Origin of the sequence: Peribacillus psychrosaccharolyticus ATCC 23296, from assembly GCF_000305495.1 — a bacterium.
In the GTDB taxonomy this organism is placed as follows: Bacteria; Bacillota; Bacilli; order Bacillales; family DSM-1321; genus Peribacillus; species Peribacillus psychrosaccharolyticus.
In genome coordinates, this window is sequence record NZ_AJTN02000189.1 from 1 (window position 1) to 17,153 (window position 17,153).

The following is a 17,153-nucleotide window of genomic DNA, read 5'->3' on the forward strand; positions in this document are numbered from 1 at the left end:
AGTGATAGATCCAGGATCATCTAAGGGGAGAATCAACATGAGTTAGGGAAGAATAAAACCAAGTTAGGGCAGAATCACCGTCCGTTTGGGAAGAATAAACTTCAGTTCGGGCAGAATGGTAGAAGTGGATCCCGCTAGCAGTCTAATTGTGAAGCAAAGCTGAAGCAGGTCTTTCCCAGAATGAGTCATCAAAAGAAAAAATCTTCAAAACCAAATGAAAAAGAGAAAGATACTCTATTTTTAAAGGCCAAACCAGAAAAATTTAATGAGCCGAATCGGCAGAATGGTAGTAGTGGACCCGTTATAGCAAAGCTGAAGCATGTCAGAGAAAGATATACAAAAAAAGCTGCCCATATCTTAAGGGCAGCCGTGATCTGTTAATTGGAATAGGTTTCTATTTCATCTGTGGTGGTCGTGTTCGGAAGATTCATGTGAGACTGTAGTGTTTGCTTAACTTCTTCGACGGACGTTTCGTCTAACTGATAGTAGTAGGTTCCGTTCATTGTGTTATCTGTACCTTCAAGTTTGACGGATTCAATATCTAGACCTTTGTCGGTTGTTACGTATTCAATGAATGATTTCATTTCACTGAATTTAAGGTTTGTGGTCATGTTGTCTCCAATAGCTTCAATTACATCTGTATATTTTGATACGGCACTGACTGAAGTTCCCTTGGCAACAATTGCTTTGAGAATTTCTTGTTGGCGTTCTCCGCGCTGGATATCACTATCCTGCTTACGAGTACGTGCAATGGCTAAGGCTTCTTCGCCATCAAGCGTTTGAAGGCCAGGTTCTAAGTGAATCGCACCCTTTTTATCGTTAGAATCCATTTCATTAATTTCGTAAGGGACATTTACGTCAACGCCATCTAATGCATCGACGACATCAATAAAGGCGTTAAAGTTCATTCTGACATAATAATCAACTGGGACATCTAATAGGTGTTCAACTGTTTCAATTGTTGACTTTGGTCCACCGAAGGCATGTGCTGAGTTAATTTTTGATGTTGTATCACGTGAAGGAATATACACATTCGAGTCACGTGGAATACTAACGAGCTTTATTGATTTCTGTTTTTTATTGAAAGTAGCCAGCATCAAAGCATCTGAACGGGAATTACCTTGGTAATTTCGTTCACTGCTGTCATCGACACCGATAAACAATATTGATATATTGTCTGCCATGGGATTAACGGCACCGTCTCGTTTAGAGGATGTACCAACTGATTCATAAGATGCATCAAATATATTTTGAGCTTTCGTATATAAAACGGCTGCATACGAAGAGGCTGCTAAAACTAGAATTAACACTGGAATGAAAAATAGAAGAGCTTTTCTTCGTTTTTTCCTTCTAGTTTTCTTCACTTTATATACACGTCTTGTAGTAGACATTGCTTCTTCTCCTTTAAAAGTCATTCTATAGAATGTCATTTTCATAGTATAAGAATATAAGTAGTTTAATATTTCGGCTGTGGGGTAAAAATTATACCGAATTACATTCTACCTTGATTTATTCAATGAGTAAAATAAATCTTTCTTTTTTTGATGGAAGTTTACTGGTAAAGACACTAAAGATAGGAATATAGGAAGAGGGAAGCGATTAAGCCTTACTTTGTTCTAGATATTGAGTGCCCGTTTCTGATAGCTCTGCTTGTCCATTAGTCAATTCAGTAATCCAGTTAGAAAATTCTTCAATTAGACTTTCTTTTACAAAAATAAGAATGGAAACTTTTTCAAGATATTGAATGTCTTTAATGAGATACATTGATGCACGTAATTCATTTTCAAGCTTACCTAGCCAATGATACTCGATTTGAACGTTCATCACTTTCGTAAGTGTACGTTCAACGATGCCGGCAGCGTTAATTCCTTCAGATGCTGATCGGCTATATGCACGAATTAGCCCGCCTGCACCGAGTTTAATTCCTCCAAAATAGCGTGTGACAACAACAGTCGTATCCTTCAATCCTTTTTTGCGAATCACCTCAAGAATCGGGACACCTGCTGTGCCGCTTGGCTCGCCATCGTCAAGGGCTTTCTGGATCTGGTCACGTTCGCCGATTAAGTAGGCCGAACAATTATGTGTGGCATCTTTATGGAGCTTTTTAATCGAGGCGATAAATGCTTGAGCCTCTTCTTCCGTCTCAGTACGTGAAATATGAGCAATAAATCGTGATTTATCAATGATAATTTCATGATTGGCTGTTCCCTTTACTGTTAAATACTCAGAGAGCATCCTTTGTCACCCTTCCGTTCAGTTTGTTTCATCTAGTATAAGGCTTGGGGATTACTCGAGCAAATCAATTTTGATATTCAGACCATTCGTAATCAAACCGTAAGATTATGTATTGGTATCTTAACATAATGTTCATTTTCCCATGATATAATGGAAGAATTCCTATATATATTGACTTAGTTACATATGCTTAAAAGAATATTTTCTGTAAAAATCAATCAATTTTTTTCGACATATGGCTTCAGTTACTTGGAAAACCCAGTAATACCAAGGGTTTAGATGGATGTTAAATTTAAAATAATTATCTTTATCGTCTAATTATGATTTATCCTTCGATTTGCTTGTTTTATACATAATGCATTAGGATAATAGAATAGACTAGAACTTTCTAGTATGATTAAAAATAGGAAGATTCTATTCGATTACAAGAAAATTCGACAAACAGCGCTTTTGTAAATAGCTGAACAATATTTTAGTTAATTGATGTAATGTACGTTCTTTTGATACAATTCAGATAGTAAGTGTGTAAATTGTAATGGTTGAATATTGGAAATGACAAGAACTGATCAAGTAGACAGGATGAGACATTTCTAATGATGAAAAGGAATGAAATAAGTGTACATAAACCGACATATAAAAACTGATGCAGTGAAAATTGTTGGTGCAGGTGGAGGGGTCTCTATGTCCATGAAAAAAGTCGATGTTAAAGCATTGGACATGATATTAGAAACCATGATTAGCACTGTGGGAAGCAGTAAAGATGAGATTTTTGAAATTGAAGAACAATGCCGAAAAGATTATGAATCGATGGCAAAAGAGCTAGAGCAAATTCGCGTCAGAGTTGGAGATGTGATTGAAGAAAGTGACATCTTGGATACAAAAGCCAGATTTGCTAGAAAGCGTTTGTCTGAAGTGAGTATGCACTTTGATAAGTTTTCTGAAGAACAAGTTCGTGATGCCTATGAACGAGCCCACAAACTACAAGTAGATCTCCAAATGACTCGTCAGTTAGAAAGGCAGCTTCGTGATCGGCGTGATGATCTTGAGAGAAGACTAAAAAGTCTATTGCAAACGATCGACCGTGCAGCTCATCTTGTTTCTCAAACTACTGTTGTCTTAAATTACTTAACGAGCGATTTGAAATTTGTTGGTGAGGCACTTGAAGATGCTAGAAGAAAACAAGATTTCGGTTTAAAAATTATCGAGGCACAAGAAGAAGAACGAAAAAAGCTTTCGCGTGAAATTCATGATGGTCCAGCCCAAATGCTTGCTAACGTGATGATGCGTTCGGATCTGATTGATCGGATATACCGAGAACGCAGTGGTGAAGAAGCGTTAGCAGAGATTCGTAATCTAAAAGTAATGGTACGAAACGCGCTTTATGAGGTTCGCCGAATTATTTATGATTTAAGACCGATGGCGCTGGATGATTTAGGATTGATTCCAACCCTCAGAAAATATCTGCAAACAACCGAAGATTATAATACGGGTGTTCGTTTAAGTTTTATCAACATTGGCGAAGATAAACGCTTACCATCTGACATGGAGGTCGCTTTCTTCCGATTAGTTCAAGAATCGATTCAGAATGCGCTTAAACATGCAAAACCGCAAAATATTCAAGTCAAACTTTCGATCGCTGCTGAGCTCGTAATGGTTATGATAAAGGATGACGGAATCGGTTTTGATTCTTCGATTCAAAAAGAGGGATCATTTGGATTAATGGGTATGCGTGAACGAGTTGAACTGCTCGAAGGAGAGCTAACGATTGATTCACATCCTGGTGTAGGCACACTTGTGTGTATCCAGGTTCCATATAAAAAAGAAAACTAAAAATAGAAGTACCAAGGAAACAAAGGGGGCGTCACATTTGAAAACAAATATTATTATAATTGACGATCATCAACTTTTTCGTGAAGGTGTAAAACGCATTTTAGATTTTGAAGCGTCATTTGACGTAGTAGCAGAGGGCGATGACGGCAGTGAAGCAATGAGCCTAGTTGAAGCCCATCATCCAGATGTAGTGATCATGGATATTAATATGCCGCGGATCAACGGAGTCGAGGCAACTCGTCTTTTAATTGAACGCTACCCAGATACAAAAGTCATCATTCTTTCCATTCACGATGATGAAAACTATGTAACACATGCACTGAAAACAGGTGCGCAAGGCTATCTATTGAAAGAAATGGATGCAGATGCGTTAGTAGATGCAGTTAAAGTGGTTGCAGACGGCGGCTCTTACTTGCATCCTAAGGTAACACATAATCTGGTACAAGAATATCGCAGACTGGCAATGGAAGAACATTCAGGGAACGAGCGTTATGCACCTGAAATTAGAAAGCCGTTGCATCTGCTTACGCGCCGTGAATGTGAAGTGCTTCAGCTTTTAGCTGATGGTAAAAGTAACCGCGGCATTGGTGAAACACTGTTCATAAGTGAAAAAACAGTTAAAAACCATGTGAGTAACATCCTTCAAAAAATGAATGTAAATGACCGGACTCAAGCTGTTGTTCTTGCAATCAAAAATGGCTGGGTTGAAGTGAAATAATAGACTGATAGAGGTGGCCTTTCCATGTGGGAAGGCACTTTTTTTTGCTTAATAAGGAGAGTATTTCCACAAACTTATTAATGCAATTGGGAATATTTTCAGCTATGATAGAAGTCAGCCCATTTTTGGGAAATAGAAATCGGGAATGAGGATGGTAGACGTTTATGAAAACGGCAATTGTTACGGATAGTACTGCATATATTCCTAAGGATATTAGAGAACGATTAAACATACATATGGTCCCGCTTAACGTTATCATCGGCAAAGAGGCTTATCGAGAAGAAGTTGATATTACGGCAGATGAATTTTATGAAGAAGTGAAAAAAGTAGAGAAGCTTCCAACGACTTCACAGCCTTCCACCGGTCAATTTATCGAGAGATTTGAAGAACTGAAACAGGACTATGACGCCATCATCAGCATTCACCTCTCAAGTGGAATCAGCGGTACCTACCAAGGGGCGATTACAGCAGGAGAATTGGTGGACGGGATAGACGTTTATGCATATGATTCAGAACTGAGTTGTCGTGTTCAAGGCTTCTATGTACTTGAAGCCGCTCAAATGGCTTTGGACGGAAAAGAGCCAGAAGTGATTATCGAACGCATGAATGAGATCAAAAAATCGTTAAATGCCTTTTTCATGGCAGATGATCTAAGTCATCTACAGCGAGGCGGTCGTTTGAGTGCGGCTGCGGCCCTGATTGGCAGTGTACTTCAAATCAAACCGCTGCTTCACTTCAAAGACAAAGTGATTGTCCCTTTTGAAAAGATTCGCACGCGAAAAAAAGCGATGAAACGTATTGCTGATCTGCTTGGTGAAGCGATAAAAGAAGATAATGGCGATTACAAAGCGGTTATCATTCACGCTAAGCGCGAAACAGAGGCGATTGAATGGAAAGCCGAATTACAGGTTCAGTACCCAGAAGTAGAATTCGACATCAGCTACTTCGGTCCTGTTATCGGCACCCACCTAGGCGAAGGCTCCATGGGCATGGGCTGGTATAAAGTAAGCTAACTAACTGTACGTCCCGCTGAAAGTAGGCGGGACGTTTTTGCGTTTTATGGGGGTGTGTACACAAACTGGCCTTCTTTCTCTAGTGCGATTAAGAGTAAAAAGCCAGCTGCCATAAGATACTCCATTTTGGTTTGACCATATCCGCGGCTGTTTTGACGTTCCGCACATCTAAATGGCAGTTTCGCACACAAAAATGAGCTGAAGCGCACATGAAAACACCAAAAGCGCTCCAACTGAGGACGAAGCTAGGTCAAAACAAGGGAATCACAGTTCAAAGTAACGCAGAGTCGACCCCATTCCCTCATAAAACGTTGGCGGCCAGGGGGTTCAATCCAGAAAGTGTATCATTCTCTAGTAAAATTGGGAGTCTAAAACCAGATGCTTTTTAGATACTCCATTTGGGCAAGCCCATCCCCGCAGCTGTTTTGACGTTCCGCACATCTAAATGGAAGTTTCGCACACGAATTGGCCTGAAGCGCACAAAAAATCCCAAAAGCGCTCCAACTAAGGACGAAGCCTTCTCTAAACAAGGGAATCCCAGTTCAAAGTAACGCCAAGATGACTCCATTCCCGTGATAAAACGTGAGCTGCAAGAGGTTTTGTCCAGAAAGTGTATCAATTCTCTCCATTAAATTTGGATTCTAAATATAAATGCTATAAGATACACTATTTTAGGTAAGACCCTTCCCATAGCCGTCCAATAAGCGCTCCAACTGAGGATGAAGCCTGACGAAATTAAGCAACCCATTTAAAATAATCCCAAGATTAAGATTCCCGCCATCCAAGAAGGATTTCCTAATTTACCGTCGAATAGCTAGGGTAGAAAAGGAGGTAATATATGAGCAGTATCCTCGAAATTTCTTCTACTGAACATTCCCCGTTTTCCTTCAGCAAGGATCTCCACGATCATTTATCCGGACGCTCGTTATTGGCCTTGGAAATTCCGTTTGAGACTGCATTATTAACTGAACATCTTCAACAGGGGTTTGTAACAGCAAAGCCTGGCGTGGTACATGATAAAAGCAAGTGGCTGTGCGGCCGCTGCGGTTCCACTGATCAACGGCTTTTTGCGTCATTTCCCTGCAGTTTGTGCGACTCGGATTGTACCTATTGTCGAGCGTGTATCATGATGGGACGGGTTAGTGAGTGTGCAAAGCTGTATACCTGGAGCGGGCCAGAATGGGTCTATCCTATTCCAGAGAAAGTCATGGCTTGGGAAGGGACCTTATCTGAAGGTCAGCAAACGGCATCAGACCAGGTGGTCACTTCAATTGCAGCTAATGCTGAGCTACTGGTTTGGGCTGTCTGCGGTGCCGGGAAAACAGAGGTGCTTTTTCGTGGCATAGAAAGTGCACTAACCATGGGAAAACGAATCTGCATCGCCACACCGCGTACGGATGTCGTTCTTGAATTGGCGCCAAGGTTAAAAGCTGCGTTTCCTCATATAGATGTGGCCGCTCTTTATGGCGGGAGTGAGGAACGACATAAGCAATCGCCTCTGGTTGTCTCCACCACACACCAACTATTCCGCTTCGAACGTGCCTTTGATGTCATCATTATTGATGAAGTTGATGCTTTCCCTTATTCCGCAGACGCCTCGCTTCAATATGCTGTCAGTAAAGCAAAGAAAGCCAAATCCTCAACCATTTATCTAACAGCCACTCCTTCAAAAAAGATGCAGCACGACTACAGAAGCGGCAAGCTTTCTGCGGTGAAAATTCCGGCCCGCTTTCACCGTCGACCCATCCCGGTTCCTGAATTAAAATGGGGCGGCAATTGGCAGAAGCAGCTGCAGCAGGGAAAACTTCACCCTGAGTTGAAGCGCTGGACGCTGCAGCGGCTCCAACAAAACATCCCTATTTTACTCTTCTTTCCGAGCATCGCTGTCATGGACAGCTGCTTACCACTTTTTCAACAACTGCATCCACACCTTCAGTCCGTCTATTCTGCTGATCCGAACAGGAAGGAAAAGGTGATGGCACTCCGTCATGGAGAATTTCCAGGGTTACTGACCACGACCATCCTTGAGCGGGGTGTCACCATCCATAGGCTTGAGGTGGCGATCATTGGGGCAGAGCATGATGTCTTTTCTGAAAGTGGGCTCGTTCAGATTGCCGGCCGCGTTGGCCGCAGCAAGGACCATTACCGCGGTAACGTGACTTTTTTTCATTACGGAAAAAGCAAGGATATGGTTGAGGCTGTTTCTCATATCAAACGGATGAACGAAGAAGCGCATAAGCGGGGGCTGCTGGATGTTCTCTAATCAACTATGCCTGCTTTGTAATGAAGAAATGCGTCAGGAGTTATCTTGGAAAAGTGTCTTTTTAAAAGTGACTGAAAAAGTTTGTTGTGAAACATGTAACACTAAATTTGAACGTATTACCGGTGACAGATGTCGAACCTGTTCAAGAACTTTAGCTGATTCGCAGGATTCTGTGTGTTATGACTGCATCCGCTGGGAGCATGATTCAACCTGGAGCGGCTGTCTTAGCAGTAACCATTCTCTATTTATCTATAATGACTTTCTCAAAGAAATCATCGCGAAATATAAATACCGTGGTGACTATGCGATTGCTGGTGCCTTTGCGCCGTATCTGAAGCAATACTTGGCTGAGCTGGAATTTGACTGTCTCGTCCCGATTCCACTTAGTGCGGAAAGGCTAAGGGAACGGGGGTTTAATCAGGCGAAAGGGCTGGCGCAAATGGCCGGCTATTCATGTCAGGAGCTTTTAATGCGGACACATTCTGAAAAGCAGTCGAAAAAGTCGCGTCATGAACGCATCCATGCGCAACAAGTCTTTCAATTGTGTTCGGAAGAAGTCCAGGGAAAGCAGATTTTATTACTAGATGACATTTATACAACTGGTTCCACGCTTAGGCAAGCCGCGAAGGTTTTAAAGCTTGCTGGTGCGGAAGAGATAAAGTCGCTGACGCTGGCAAGATGAAAAATTCTTGATTCTTCGACTTTACATTTATTCGTAACGTTCGATATAGAGGGTGTAGCACTATTTTGTACGAAGAGGTGAATCATCATGGGAATAGATAACTGCCCGAAATGTAATGCTCTTTTTAATAAAACAACGTTTCGTCTGGTGTGTGATACCTGTTTTAGAGAAGAAGAAGCTCAATTTGAAAAGGTATATCAATTTATCCGTAAACGCGTTAATCGGACGGCTACGATGGCGCAAGTTGTCGAGGCTACTGAAGTAGATGAGGACTTGATTATCAGGTACGTGAAGTCAGGAAAGCTACGTTTGGCGCAATTTCCTAATTTGGGAATCCCATGCGAGCAATGCGGCCAGCCGATTAACGAAGGTAGATTGTGCAAAAAATGCACCGAAAATTTTAGTAAGGAACTTCAAACGTTTGAAAAAGAAGAAGAACGCCGTCTGGAAATGACCGAAAATAGTACAAAATCGACATACTATACTAAGAATATAAAAAAACAGCAGGAATAGGCTTCCTGCTGTTTTTTTATGGGTATAGGACAATGGATATAGATATGCAAAATGAAATGAGTTTTATCCTGTTTAATCGAGGACTGATGGATAGGGAAAAGTAACTGTTTTTAATAAATAACAATTCCTTTTACTGGTAAATATAGTAGGCAAAATTGAAAAAATCATCAATAACCCATACCTGTCGGGCGTGTAGGTCACTAAGAATAAAGTCCTATTTTCGACAAAAGTGTGAAAAAGTTGTCAACAAAAAAATGTGTTGTTTTCATTGAAAAAATAAAATGATGGCCGATACTAGTAATAGAGAGTTAACAAATCGGCTGAAGGAGAGGGTTACGAAATGAAAATAAATCCAATAGGTACTTCAGGGGTAAACCCTTACAATCGACAAGTCAACAAAGTAGAAACAATAAAAACAAATGCTCTGCCAAAAGACAAGGTGGAAATTTCAGCATCAGCTAAGGAAATGCAGCAAGTATCACAGATCTCTGCTCAACGCCAAAGCAAGTTAGATGAACTGAAAAGCCAAATTGAAAATGGTACATATAAGTTGAACGCAAGTGACACAGCGAAAAGCATTTTAGATTTTTACTCAAATAAATAAGACGTAACAAACGGACGGACTTGACCTGACAAGGAACAGCCGTCCGTACGTTTGTAAACGATATAGCAGGAGAGGGATCGCATGTCAGCAATATATCGCTCATTGGAGAAGCTGCTTACGCTTCATCAGAGCTTAAACAGTCTCGCAAGGAAAAAAAGAGAACTCATTACCGAAAATGATACGGATGCTCTTAGTAAACTGTTGATTGATGAACAAAAGCACCTAAAGGCCATAGAGCAGAGTGAAAAAGAGCGTGCGAGTGCCGTCAAAGATTTTCTCACAAGTAAGAACATGGCTAATGAAACGGCCACGTTGACAGAGCTTATTGACTTGGCTGATGATTCAGAGCGTAAACAGCTTGAGACAGTAAAGGACAAACTGCTGCTCGAAGTGAAAAGTCTGAGGGAAGAGAATCAGCTTAACCAGCAATTAATCTATCAATCTCTGCAGTTTGTCAATGTTTCGCTTGATATGTTCAGGCCGGCACAGCAGGATTTCAATTATGATAAGCCCGTACCGCAGCCATCCAACCGGGGCTCGCGTAGTATGTTTGATTCAAAAGCATAAATTACATGAAACGGAGGCCTGAACATGATATCAAGTTTTATGGGATTAGAAACAGCAAAACGGGCGATGTCGACCGCGCAAAGTGCACTTTATACAACGGGACAAAACGTCGCGAATGCGAATACCCCTGGATATACACGTCAACGAGTTAATTTATCACAAACTACCTCTTTCCCGGGTGTTGGGATGAATAATCCAATGATCCCTGGCCAAATTGGAACAGGTGTACAAGCTGATTCCGTTCAACGTATCAGAGAAAGCTTTCTTGATGCTCAATACCGCGGTCAGAATCATAAGATTGGCTATTATGGATCCATGAGTGAATCACTGGGTAAAATTGAAGGGATTATGGACGAATCAGGAAGCAGCGGTCTTCAAGGCGTGCTGTCGAAGTTTTGGAATTCCTTGCAGGACTTAACCAGCAATACGGATAATTCAGGAGCAAGAGAGGTGGCTGCTGCAAGCGGGCAGACTGTTGCAGATACGTTGAATTATTACTATAATTCGCTTACCTCTGTTCAAGCTGATAGTAAGGATCAAATTACAGTTACAGCTGAGCAAATCAATACACTGGTTGGTAACATTGAAAAGTTAAACAAAGAAATATCCAGCATTGAGCCGCATGGCTATCTGCCAAATGATTTATATGATCAGCGAGATCTGCTGGTAGATGAGTTGTCGGGATTAATTAATATCAAGGTGACAAAAGTGCAGCCAGAAAACTACGGAATCGCCAAGGACTTTGCTGAGGGCCTCTATAATATAGAAGTCATTGCCAATGACGGAAAATCCTATACACCTCCAATTACACTGGTTGGTGCGGATAAAACAGGAATGCTTGGAACGACAAAGGTTGAAGTGACCTATGAAAAAGATAAAGATCCAGCTATGGTGACTGGCGTGAAATTTGGTGCTCAAGAAATCTCAGAATATAAGTTTTCTGGACAACTTGCTGGTCTGATAGAGAGCCATGGTTATACCAGCATGGTTGATGGAGTAGCTACCGTTCAAGGAATCTATCCAGATATGCTGAAGAACTTGAATAATATGACTGAGGCCTTTGCAAATGAGTTTAATAGGATTCATGCTGCAGGTTATGCCTTGGGAGAAACGACAGTATCAGGTGAGAACTTTTTTACCTTTGAAGCTGGAAACGCGGCTAAAACAATTGCTGTCAAAAAAGAAATTTTAGATAAACCGTCACTTATTGCAGCCGGGAAATCTGGAGCATCTGGAGATAATCAAAATGCAAAAGATTTGGCAGATTTAAAGTCAAAGAACTTTAGTGAGTATAATTACTACAAGGACAAAACTTTACCTGAAGGGTTGACAGGCAGTCTTGATTCCTTTTATGCAGGTGTTATTGGCAAACTCGGGGTTGTCTCACAGGGTGCACAAAAAGATTTATCAAATTCAATCACCCTTGCTGAATCGGTTGAAAAGAATCGTCAGTCAGTCAGCGCGGTGTCACTGGATGAAGAAATGACAGATATGATTAAATTCCAACAATCCTACAATGCGGCAGCACGCATGGTTACCATGGTAGATGAAATGCTCGATAAAATAATTAACGGACTGGGTACAGGCGGACGATAAGGAGTGAATAGATATGCGGGTAACACAATCCATGCTTTCTAATAACATGGTCAACAATCTTAGTAAAAGCTATGAACGACTAGCCAAGCTGCAAGATCAAATTAACACCCAGAAAAAATACACCAAGCCGTCGGATGATCCAGTTGCCGCAATGCTCGGCATGGGATACCGGACGGAATTAAATCAAATTGAGCAATATAGCCGTAATATTGGTGAAGCGACTAACTGGGTAGATACAACTGATTCAACACTATCTGAAGGGATTTCTGCCCTGCAGCGCGCTCGTGAATTAACTGTCCAAGCAAGCACCGGCACTCTCACAGCCGAGCAACGGAAGACAATTTCGGAAGAATTGGTTCAAATTAAAGAACATTTAAAGGACCTCGGAGACACCCAGCTTGGCGGGAAGTATATTTTTAATGGAAGTAATACGAATGTAAAGCCGTCTGAAAGTGGCGTATATGGGGAAGGCGAAATTAAGCTAGAGGTATTCTCAGGTATTTCCATTCAGGTGAATACCAATGGACAAGCCCTTTTTGGGGACACGCTTGGCGACGATGGTAGTATGCAGAAGACGATTGATGCCTTGAATAATAATGAAGATACCATCGACGAAAGACTTAAGGATTTAGACGAAACGATTGATCTATTTCTCTCGGTACAAGCTCAGGTAGGCGCCCGTCAGAACCGCGTGGACCTGATGAGTGATCGTTTGAAGCAGCAAGAAGTCTTTGCGACGGAAATCCTGTCGAAAAACGAAGACATTGATATTGAAAAAGCAATCCTTAATCTTACCACACAGGAAAGCCTTCATAACGCTGCCCTTAGTGTCGGTGCGAAAATTATCCAACCATCACTGTTGGACTTTTTACGATGAGCTACTCCTTTTAGGATAGCTCTTTTTTAAAAGGAGGAAGGTCGTATGCAGATTCCGCAAATCCGAATGGAATCAACCTTTATCAAGCTCGGCTTAGATATTGAAAAACCGAATCAGCAGATAGAACAACCTCAGGCCATCCAAATGATCGAACAGCCACAGGCGATTGTCCAAATGGAGATCACCCCAGGCCGGTTAACGATTGACCAGACGAAAGCCCGAGAAGATGTCGATCTAAAAAGTGTCTTCCGAAGAACAGAAGATGCAGCTCAAAGTGGCTATCAAGACTGGATGGCAGGCCTTGCAAGAAGAGCGCAGCAAGGAACACAGCTAAGAAGCATCCAATATAAAGGCAACACCATTGCCAATCAAGCGAAAGCAAACAGTGAACGAGAAGTAAAGCAATTCAACATTGGCTGGGTACCGTCGCCGTTTAGTGTCAAGACGGATTACCAGCCTTCGCAACTGCATATTGATGTTCAGGTACAAAAGCCGAATATCCAGGTCCAAACGCAAAAGCCAATACATGAATACACACCAGGGAAAGTCACTCCAGAGGTGTTAGAGAAAAACCAATTAGAAATTGATTTTGTAAATGTATAGAATGGTAATTAATTGTTTTTAGAGAATATTCTTCCCATAATAGAGAGGAGCAGCAGAAAGATGAGCTCGCTCCTTTTATTATTTTCAAAACTACTATATGAAATGAGTTGACTATATGAACATTCAAACGAAATTCCATGGTGATACTGAGATATCGAATGAAGTTATATACACATTTGAAAACGGCATGCCTGGATTCCTTGATGAAACACAATTCGTGATCCTACCTTTAGAAGATACATCATTACTAGTATTACAATCGGTAACAACGCTAGAGGTAGCCTTTATTATCACAAGTCCATTCGAAGTATTTCCTGACTATAATGTCAAACTTACTGATGAAGTGCTGACATCGCTGCAGATTGAAGCTGAGGAAGAAGTTTTAGTCTATACCATTCTAACGGTTAGAGAACCGTTTGCTAAAACCACGGCTAACTTGCAGGCTCCAATCGTTATAAACAACAAGAAGAGAATAGCCAAGCAATACATCACTAATGACACCAGTTTCTCCATGCGCCAACCACTGATCCCTAATCAGGAGGCGAAATAAATGCTAGTACTGACAAGAAAGTTAAACGAATCAATCATGATTGGCGACAATATCGAAATCACGGTTCTCGCCGTTGATGGTGAACAAATCAAACTAGGCATCAACGCGCCCAAGCAGGTAGAAATCCACCGCAAAGAAATCTACCTCGCCATTCAGCAAGAAAATAGTGACGCATTGAAATCTGAATCTACTATTCTTACAAGTCTCAGTGAATATTTTAAGAAAAAAAATCAATAAACTTCAATAAACTGCTAAATAAACAATCAACTCCTCCGATACTACTTATGTAGCGTTGAATCAAGTATAGGCGGCCGACTTACACATGACGCAACGCTGCAAACCAAATAAACCACATGGACGTGGGATATAAAACTCAAGGAGGAAACAAAAATGATTATCAATCACAATATAGCAGCTCTTAACACACATCGTCAGTTAGGTAGTGCTACAAATGCACAATCTAAATCAATGGAGAAACTAGCTTCAGGTCTTCGTATCAATAAAGCTGGAGACGATGCAGCAGGTTTAGCAATCTCCGAAAAAATGCGTGGGCAAATTCGTGGTTTAGATCAGGCTTCTCGAAACTCACAAGATGGTATCTCTTTAATTCAAACAGCTGAAGGTGCATTGAATGAAACTCACGATATTCTTCAACGCATGCGTGAACTGTCAAACCAATCGGCAAATGGAACTGCAACTGATGCTGACCGTACATCTATGCAAGATGAGTTAAACCAATTAACTTCTGAAATTAACCGTATTGGTAATACAACGGAGTTTAATACACAAAAACTATTAAACGGTGGTATTGGTTCTAATGACGGAGCTAAAATAACACAAGCTGCTAGTGCAAAAATCGAACTAGGAGCTGTTACTGGTGGTACTCTAGCAGCTGGTACATTCATTAAAGTTGACGGCAAGACATTCGATTTAGGTGGACTTGTTACTACAGGTAAAGATGCTGCTACAGCAACACAACTCGGAAACGTTACTTCAGGTGGTACTAAATTGTCTGATTTAGTAGATATCACAGTTGGTACTACTGGTCTAGGATTTGAAGCTAAATCAGAAGGTAGTAATAGTGTAATTGAATTTAGCCAATCTGTAGAAGCAGGAATTGGTTTAGGGGCTACACAAGCAGCAACTGTTGGTTCACCTACAACTATGGAAAGAGCTGGTATCGAAGCTGCAGCTAAACTAACTGCTTCTGATAGGACAATTGCTGCAAATTCTACTTTTAAAATTACTGTAGGTTCAGAAAGTGCAGTGGAAGTTGATCTTGGACCTAATGCTAAAACATATGACACACAAAACACAGATGTAAATGTAGCTAAAGCTGCTACTGAAGATTTAGTGAAAGATTTAAATGCAGCTCTTCAAAAAGCTGGATTATCTGATAAAGTGACTGCTTCTATATCTAAAGATGATAAACTACAATTTATATCTGAAACAGGTAAAGATATTTCATTAATAGACGGAACTGGTACTCCATTAAATTCTTCTTTTGGTATTACTGTTGCAACTGATAAAATCAAAAACGTTCAACAAGTAGTAGGACCTGGTGCTGAAGGATCTGGATTCTCTACTAAATTCCAAATCGGTGCCAATACAGGCCAAAGTATGTCTTTAACTGTTAGTGATATGCGTTCAGCTGCTATTGGTATTACCGGGAATGCTGGTCAAGCTGGGTTTACTGCTTCTAACTCAGTGACAAATGGTACGAATGATATCAAGGCAGAAGCTGCTTTGAATATCTCAACAAAAGAAAATGCTTCAAAATCTATTGATGTAATTGACAAAGCTATCGCTTCTGTGTCTGCAGAACGGGGTAAGCTAGGTGCTGTTCAAAATCGTTTAGAACACACTATCAATAACTTAGGTACATCTGCTGAAAACTTAACTGCTGCTGAGTCTCGTATTCGTGACGTAGACATGGCTAAAGAAATGATGAACCAAACGAAGAACTCAATTCTTTCACAAGCGGCTCAAGCTATGTTGGCCCAAGCTAACCAACAGCCACAAGGCGTACTTCAATTACTTCGTTAAAATTATTTAAAGATTAAAAGGGAGTGGTTAGCCACTCCCTTTTAATTTGTATTGATTTCTTGTTTAATTCAATAAGTGTCTATCAAAAGGAGAATAATATGCTATTATCCCTATGTGTAATTACAAAAAATGAAGAAAAAAACATTAAGAAATGCTTGGAGTCTGTCAATGGAATTCTTTTCGAGAAAATAGTTGTGGACACAGGTTCTACTGATAGAACGGTTGAATTAGCCAAGAATTCGGGAGCGAAGGTTTATGATTTTAAATGGATTGATGATTTTTCTGCTGCGAGAAATTATGCTATTTCCAAGGCTAAAGGAGATTGGATACTATTTTTAGATGCTGATGAATATATAGAACCGGAGCAAAGTCTAGTTTTAAAAAATCTAGTTAGCATAGCAGATAATGAGAAAACAGAGTGCATTATTTCTAAATTAATAAACTACACACCCCATCCTGATAGGAAAATTATTCAAAGTGTAACAAATACAATTAGAGTATTTAAAAACCTTAAGAATATAAGATATGTAGGAGCAATTCATGAAGTGATTCAGTCTAATCAGAATAGACCCCTATACTCTCTAGATGCCTCTGAAAGCCTTACTGTTTACCATACAGGATACTCAAGGGAAGAAATAGAAAGAAAAGATAAAAGCAAACGTAATTTAAGTCTTTTATTTAAAGAGCTAGAAAGACGACCTAATAATTCAACAACCTATGTGTATATTGCTGAGTCTTTAATGTTAAATCAGAAATTTGAAGAAGCTGTTCCTTATTTAATCCAGGCAAAAGAGTTCATTAATAACAAGAATAAGACACTTTTATATAAAATATATTCAAATCTATTATCTTGCATGTGTAGACCCACCTATGATTTAGAGACACTTAAAAAGGATACAATGACGCAGTTGTGTTTGATAGAGATTGTCCAGATTTCGACTACTATATGGGGATAAAACTCTATCAATTAGGCAAATATGATCAGGCTATAGATTATATTGAAATCAGTTTAAGCAAATTTAGTAGTTATGATTATAATTTTGAGTCACTTGCTTT

General features: G+C 40.3%; 18 protein-coding genes. 16 read left to right on the forward strand and 2 right to left on the reverse strand.

The features are described from left to right. Window positions 1-180: 180 nt before the first annotated feature. The gene (locus WYK_RS10815) at window positions 181-381 is read left to right on the forward strand and encodes a hypothetical protein (RefSeq protein WP_040374512.1); all 201 of its coding nucleotides are present in this window, start codon (window positions 181-183) and stop codon (window positions 379-381) included. Here WYK_RS10815 and WYK_RS10820 read toward each other — a convergent pair. Both WYK_RS10820 and WYK_RS10825 read right to left on the reverse strand, forming a co-directional pair. Then, a complete protein-coding gene (locus WYK_RS10820) occupies window positions 378-1,391 on the reverse strand; it encodes an LCP family protein (RefSeq protein WP_040374513.1) in 1,014 nt (337 codons plus the stop codon). The genes WYK_RS10815 and WYK_RS10820 overlap by 4 nt on opposite strands. Before the next feature lie 208 nt (window positions 1,392-1,599). Further along, a complete protein-coding gene (locus WYK_RS10825) occupies window positions 1,600-2,235 on the reverse strand; it encodes a YigZ family protein (protein WP_040374514.1) in 636 nt (211 codons plus the stop codon). Between the two features lie 681 nt (window positions 2,236-2,916). On the opposite strand from WYK_RS10825, the gene WYK_RS10830 reads away from it, so the two are divergent. The 15 genes from WYK_RS10830 to WYK_RS10905 all read left to right on the forward strand — a co-directional run bounded on the left by WYK_RS10830 (window position 2,917) and on the right by WYK_RS10905 (window position 17,053). Further along, the gene (locus WYK_RS10830; protein WP_040374515.1) at window positions 2,917-4,065 is read left to right on the forward strand and encodes a sensor histidine kinase; all 1,149 of its coding nucleotides are present in this window, start codon (window positions 2,917-2,919) and stop codon (window positions 4,063-4,065) included. Between the two features lie 37 nt (window positions 4,066-4,102). Beyond that, window positions 4,103-4,783 (forward strand): response regulator, encoded by a 681-nt coding sequence (locus tag WYK_RS10835; protein ID WP_040374516.1) that lies wholly within the window; start codon window positions 4,103-4,105, stop codon window positions 4,781-4,783. A gap of 164 nt (window positions 4,784-4,947) precedes the next feature. Then, window positions 4,948-5,796, forward strand: a complete 849-nt coding sequence (locus WYK_RS10840) for a DegV family protein (protein WP_040374517.1) — start codon at window positions 4,948-4,950, stop codon at window positions 5,794-5,796. An 838-nt stretch (window positions 5,797-6,634) separates the two neighbouring features. Further along, entirely contained in the window at window positions 6,635-8,059 is a 1,425-nt protein-coding gene (locus WYK_RS10850) for a DEAD/DEAH box helicase (protein WP_051387445.1), read from the forward strand. After that, complete coding sequence (locus WYK_RS10855) at window positions 8,049-8,741, forward strand: ComF family protein (protein WP_040374519.1); 693 nt, start codon at window positions 8,049-8,051, stop codon at window positions 8,739-8,741. Before WYK_RS10850 ends, WYK_RS10855 begins: the two co-directional genes overlap by 11 nt. An 87-nt stretch (window positions 8,742-8,828) precedes the next feature. Further along, entirely contained in the window at window positions 8,829-9,254 is a 426-nt protein-coding gene (locus WYK_RS10860) for a TIGR03826 family flagellar region protein (RefSeq protein ID WP_040374520.1), read from the forward strand. A gap of 340 nt (window positions 9,255-9,594) precedes the next feature. Further along, complete coding sequence (gene flgM, locus WYK_RS10865; protein WP_040374521.1) at window positions 9,595-9,858, forward strand: flagellar biosynthesis anti-sigma factor FlgM; 264 nt, start codon at window positions 9,595-9,597, stop codon at window positions 9,856-9,858. An 81-nt stretch (window positions 9,859-9,939) separates the two neighbouring features. After that, window positions 9,940-10,425 carry a flagellar protein FlgN gene (locus WYK_RS10870; protein WP_040374522.1) on the forward strand — a complete coding sequence of 162 codons (486 nt, stop codon included), beginning with the start codon at window positions 9,940-9,942 and terminating at the stop codon, window positions 10,423-10,425. A 24-nt stretch (window positions 10,426-10,449) separates the two neighbouring features. Next, a complete protein-coding gene (gene flgK, locus WYK_RS10875; protein WP_040374523.1) occupies window positions 10,450-12,021 on the forward strand; it encodes a flagellar hook-associated protein FlgK in 1,572 nt (523 codons plus the stop codon). Between the two features lie 13 nt (window positions 12,022-12,034). Further along, window positions 12,035-12,898: a flagellar hook-associated protein FlgL gene (flgL, locus tag WYK_RS10880; protein WP_040374524.1), complete on the forward strand. Its 864-nt coding sequence runs from the start codon at window positions 12,035-12,037 to the stop codon at window positions 12,896-12,898. Between the two features lie 45 nt (window positions 12,899-12,943). Beyond that, complete coding sequence (locus WYK_RS10885) at window positions 12,944-13,501, forward strand: DUF6470 family protein (RefSeq protein WP_040374525.1); 558 nt, start codon at window positions 12,944-12,946, stop codon at window positions 13,499-13,501. A gap of 115 nt (window positions 13,502-13,616) precedes the next feature. After that, complete coding sequence (fliW, locus tag WYK_RS10890) at window positions 13,617-14,051, forward strand: flagellar assembly protein FliW (RefSeq protein WP_040374526.1); 435 nt, start codon at window positions 13,617-13,619, stop codon at window positions 14,049-14,051. Next, window positions 14,052-14,288, forward strand: a complete 237-nt coding sequence (csrA, locus tag WYK_RS10895) for a carbon storage regulator CsrA (RefSeq protein WP_040374527.1) — start codon at window positions 14,052-14,054, stop codon at window positions 14,286-14,288. It begins immediately after the preceding gene. Window positions 14,289-14,441: 153 nt separating this feature from the next. Beyond that, window positions 14,442-16,097: a flagellin N-terminal helical domain-containing protein gene (locus tag WYK_RS10900; protein WP_040374528.1), complete on the forward strand. Its 1,656-nt coding sequence runs from the start codon at window positions 14,442-14,444 to the stop codon at window positions 16,095-16,097. 98 nt (window positions 16,098-16,195) lie between these two features. Continuing rightward, window positions 16,196-17,053 (forward strand): glycosyltransferase family 2 protein, encoded by an 858-nt coding sequence (locus WYK_RS10905; protein WP_051387446.1) that lies wholly within the window; start codon window positions 16,196-16,198, stop codon window positions 17,051-17,053. Window positions 17,054-17,153 lie beyond the last annotated feature (100 nt).